We start from the raw sequence: 2,881 nt of genomic DNA on the forward strand, positions 1-2,881 counted from the left end.
CGCCGAGCGACCAGGGCGGACTGGGCTTCGGCACCGCGGCGACCAGCGTAATCTTCCTCGTCGCTATCCTCGCTACCGTCCTCTACCTCACGCGAAGCCGCAGCGACGTCATCGAGGCCCATAGCCTCGCCCATACCCCACAGGCGGCAAACCCCGGGCGTGAGCGGATCATGCTCGGCTACTACGTCGTCGTAGCGGTCGCGACCGCGGCCCTTCTTGTCTGGGCGCACCAGCAGCCGCACGCGGCTGTGGCCGGCGAGGGCGACACCCCCTCACCCGCGACCGCCGACCTCACCCCGGAGCAGGCGACGTCACCGTTCCCTCCAGCTGAGATCGCGAAGTTCCGCACGATCACCGCTGACACCCTCGCGAAGCTCAACGCGGGCGACCAGGCAGCCGCGACCACCCGGGTCACCGACCTCGAGAAGGCCTGGGACGACGACCAGCCCACCCTCGAACCCAAGAACGAGCAGGCCTGGCACTTCCTCGACGGTGAAATCGACCACGTCCTGACGGCGCTACGCGCTGCGAATCCGGACAAGGCCACCGAGAGTGCGGCCCTCAACACCCTCCTCGCCTCCCTCAGCTACTGAGCTTTAAATTTCGGGGTCATGGCGGGTTTCTGTGCCTGTCTACCTGCGGGTTTGCAACGGGTAGGCCAGTCGTATGAGGTACGCGACGGGTGGCGGGTTGACGCCCGCCGATCAGGTGGACCGTGAACGGGTCCGGCTGGCCGCGGCCAGCCGGTTCGCGGCGGGGGCGAGTCAGGCCGAGGTCGCCCGGGAGTTCCGGGTGACTCCGAAGACCGCGAGCCGCTGGCACCATGCCTGGGAGACCGGGGGTGAGGCCGGGTTGCGGTCGGCCGGGCCGGGATCACGGTGCCGGTTGAACGACCGACAGCTGGCCCGGTTGGAGGCGATCCGCGCGCCGCGGCCCGGGACCGTACGGCTGGGACGATCAGCGATGGACCCTGGCCCGGATCGCCCAGGTCATCGAACGGGAGTTCGGGGTCTCCTACACCCTGGCCGGAGTGTGGCTGCTGGTGGACCGGCACGGCTGGTCATGTCAACTGCCCACCCGCCACGCGATCGAACGCGACGACGGCGCGGTCGAGACCTGGACGCGGCAGGAGTGGCCGGCGGTAAAAAGACCGCGGCGGCCCAGGGGGCCTGGGTCTGTTTCCTCAACGAGACGGGCCAGGGCCTCCAGGCCGCCGCGCACGCCCAGTTCCCCCGGCGGCCGGCTGGTCCTGGTCTGGGACCGGGTGAACATCCACCGTCAGGCGGAGATGACCGCGTTCCTGCAGGCGCACGCCGGCTGGGTGAGCACGGTGCTGCTGCCGGCTTACGCGCCCGATGTGAACCCGGTGGAGGGGGTGTGGTCACAGCTCACGCGCACCGCGCTGGTGAATCTGGCCGCCCGCACCCTCGACGATGTCCACCAGGCGGTCAAGCACGGGCTGAAACGGCTGCAGTACCGGCCCGGGCTGCTGTTGGGGTTCCTCGCCGAAACCGGCCTGGTCTGGGAGGAGCTGTGGTCAACATGACTCTCCGCATTAAAGCTCAGTATCAGGCGGTGGATCCCTCGCGGGACTTCTGATGCAACACCTTCCTGGACCCCACCTGACGCATCACGTGCGCCTTTTCCCTCATCACTCACCACGACGGTCTTCAGCCAACGCGGCAGAGGGCGCCTTGAAGCCTCCTCCTCCCCTCCCCCCACCCCCCGAAGGGCGGCTCCGAAGGGCCTGCAATCCTTCATCTTTCGTGCAGCACCGCTGTCAGTCGCTCAGCTAACAAGCGACCTTCAGTACTCGTGGCACACCGACTTTTTTAAGAAAGCGTTGTCCATCTGCAGCTGTGCGTTCTTCTTCCGTAGCTCCTCGAACCCGGCGCGCCCGGACACCGATAGCGGCCGCTCCTTGCCCTCGTCGGAATCCTTTGCTTTCTTCACCCAGCACCCCAAGATCGTCTCGTTGATCCCAAGGCTCTTCGCCACCTCGGCGATCGTACGGTCCGAACCAAGGACGAGAGCGACCGCCTCGTCCTTGTACTCCTGGGTGAACTTTCTCCGCGTCGATCCCATCCCTGGATCTTCCTGGTAGTCAGTGGACTTTACGTCGAGTGTCTACGAGATTGGGATCGCTTCAGGTAAACCACGCCCACCGAGCCGTGACCATAGATGGTTGGTAACTTACTGATCGGTGCTGGCGAGCTGCCTGGTGCAGGCGTGGTGGCGAAGGTGCCACGGTAGGTGACCGCAACCCGGGCGAGCTGGGCCAGCGCTGATCGGCGTGGGCGAGCGGCCGCAGTTTGATCAGGCTTCTGGCTGGTTCCGAGATGGTGGGCATGACCTGCCCAGTGTGCCGCACGGCCGAGGCAGGTCGCTATGATCATGACCCTCGGGGCGGTACGCCTGTCGTTTTCGGGGGTCTAAGATGCCCGTCTTCACCGCCGTACCCATCGTGCTGGGGACTGCTGTCCGCACCACCGTGAAGAAACGCGCTCGTGGTCATAAGACCCCACTGCGGGACCGGCAGCGTGCGCTGATCGTGTTGCTGGCCGCCCGGGGTGGCGAACGCGCGGGTCGCCCGAGTCCAGCTCGGCCGCCACGCGCAAGACGGTGTCCTACGACACCCCCGCAGCCCGGGCCACCGAATCAGTCAGGGACGAGTCAGCCCCGGCAGGGATCAGCCCCCAGGGATCAGCCCCAGAGCCGCTGGTACATCGCCGCCGCCGCGGGATTGATGGTGGGGTCGACCAACGAGGAACGGACGTTGTTCGGCACGGCATCGGGGAAGTACGCCTCGTAGGCGAGAATGTCCGCGTTACGCACGAACGTCTCGTGCATCTTCTCTATATAGACGGGGTTGTCCCCACCC

Annotated in this window: 2 protein-coding genes and 3 pseudogenes; 4 read left to right on the top strand and 1 reads right to left on the bottom strand. The window is 66.6% G+C overall.

Annotated elements, in window-relative coordinates:
- From AC08OO_RS07270 to AC08OO_RS07285, 4 genes and pseudogenes are all read left to right on the top strand, one after another.
- A pseudogene (locus AC08OO_RS07270) lies at window positions 1–593 on the top strand (hypothetical protein); the annotation flags it as partial.
- A 73-nt stretch (window positions 594–666) separates the two neighbouring features.
- Window positions 667–840: pseudogene (locus tag AC08OO_RS07275) on the top strand (helix-turn-helix domain-containing protein); the annotation flags it as partial.
- Window positions 841–991: 151 nt separating this feature from the next.
- A pseudogene (locus AC08OO_RS07280) lies at window positions 992–1,069 on the top strand (winged helix-turn-helix domain-containing protein); the annotation flags it as partial.
- A gap of 195 nt (window positions 1,070–1,264) precedes the next feature.
- Entirely contained in the window at window positions 1,265–1,546 is a 282-nt protein-coding gene (locus AC08OO_RS07285; RefSeq protein WP_476609305.1) for a transposase, read from the top strand.
- A gap of 260 nt (window positions 1,547–1,806) precedes the next feature.
- Here AC08OO_RS07285 and AC08OO_RS07290 read toward each other — a convergent pair whose 3' ends face one another.
- Window positions 1,807–2,085, bottom strand: a complete 279-nt coding sequence (locus AC08OO_RS07290) for a transposase (RefSeq protein ID WP_476609304.1) — start codon at window positions 2,083–2,085, stop codon at window positions 1,807–1,809.
- Between the last annotated feature and the right edge of the window lie 796 nt (window positions 2,086–2,881).

It is taken from the genome of Frankia sp. CeCAU1 (genome assembly GCF_977971845.1).